The organism is Streptomyces sp. NRRL S-118 (assembly GCF_000716335.1).
In the GTDB taxonomy this organism is placed as follows: Bacteria; Actinomycetota; Actinomycetes; order Streptomycetales; family Streptomycetaceae; genus Streptomyces.
Genome location: NZ_KL591032.1, coordinates 1 through 335, shown reverse-complemented (window position 1 = coordinate 335; position 335 = coordinate 1). Strand labels below are relative to the sequence as shown.

At 73.7% G+C, this 335-nt stretch carries 1 protein-coding gene; it reads right to left on the bottom strand.

All coding sequences use genetic code 11. The features are described 5' to 3' along the window. A partial coding sequence (locus IH00_RS38175) for a phosphopantetheine-binding protein (RefSeq protein ID WP_039947699.1) occupies positions 1–335 on the bottom strand: 335 nt, incomplete at both ends.

Genomic DNA, 335 nt, shown 5'->3' with positions numbered 1-335 from the left:
AGTCCGACCCGGCCCGACACCTCCGCCGGTCCGCCGGACGACTCCTCGGCCGGGGTGACGACGGGGGCGAGGGCGGCGACGGTCTGGTGGAGGAAGAGGAGGCGGGAGGTGAGGTGGAGTCCGGCCTGGCGGGCGCGGGAGACGACCTGGATGGAGAGGATGGAGTCGCCGCCGAGGTCGAAGAAGTTGTCGTGGATGCCGACGCGTTCGACGCCGAGGACGTCGGCCCAGACGGCGGCGAGGGTCTCCTCGGTGGTGTCGCGGGGTGCGGTGTAGTCGGAGCCGGCGCGTGCCGCGGACAGGTCCGGCGCGGGCAGGGAACGGCGGTCCACCTT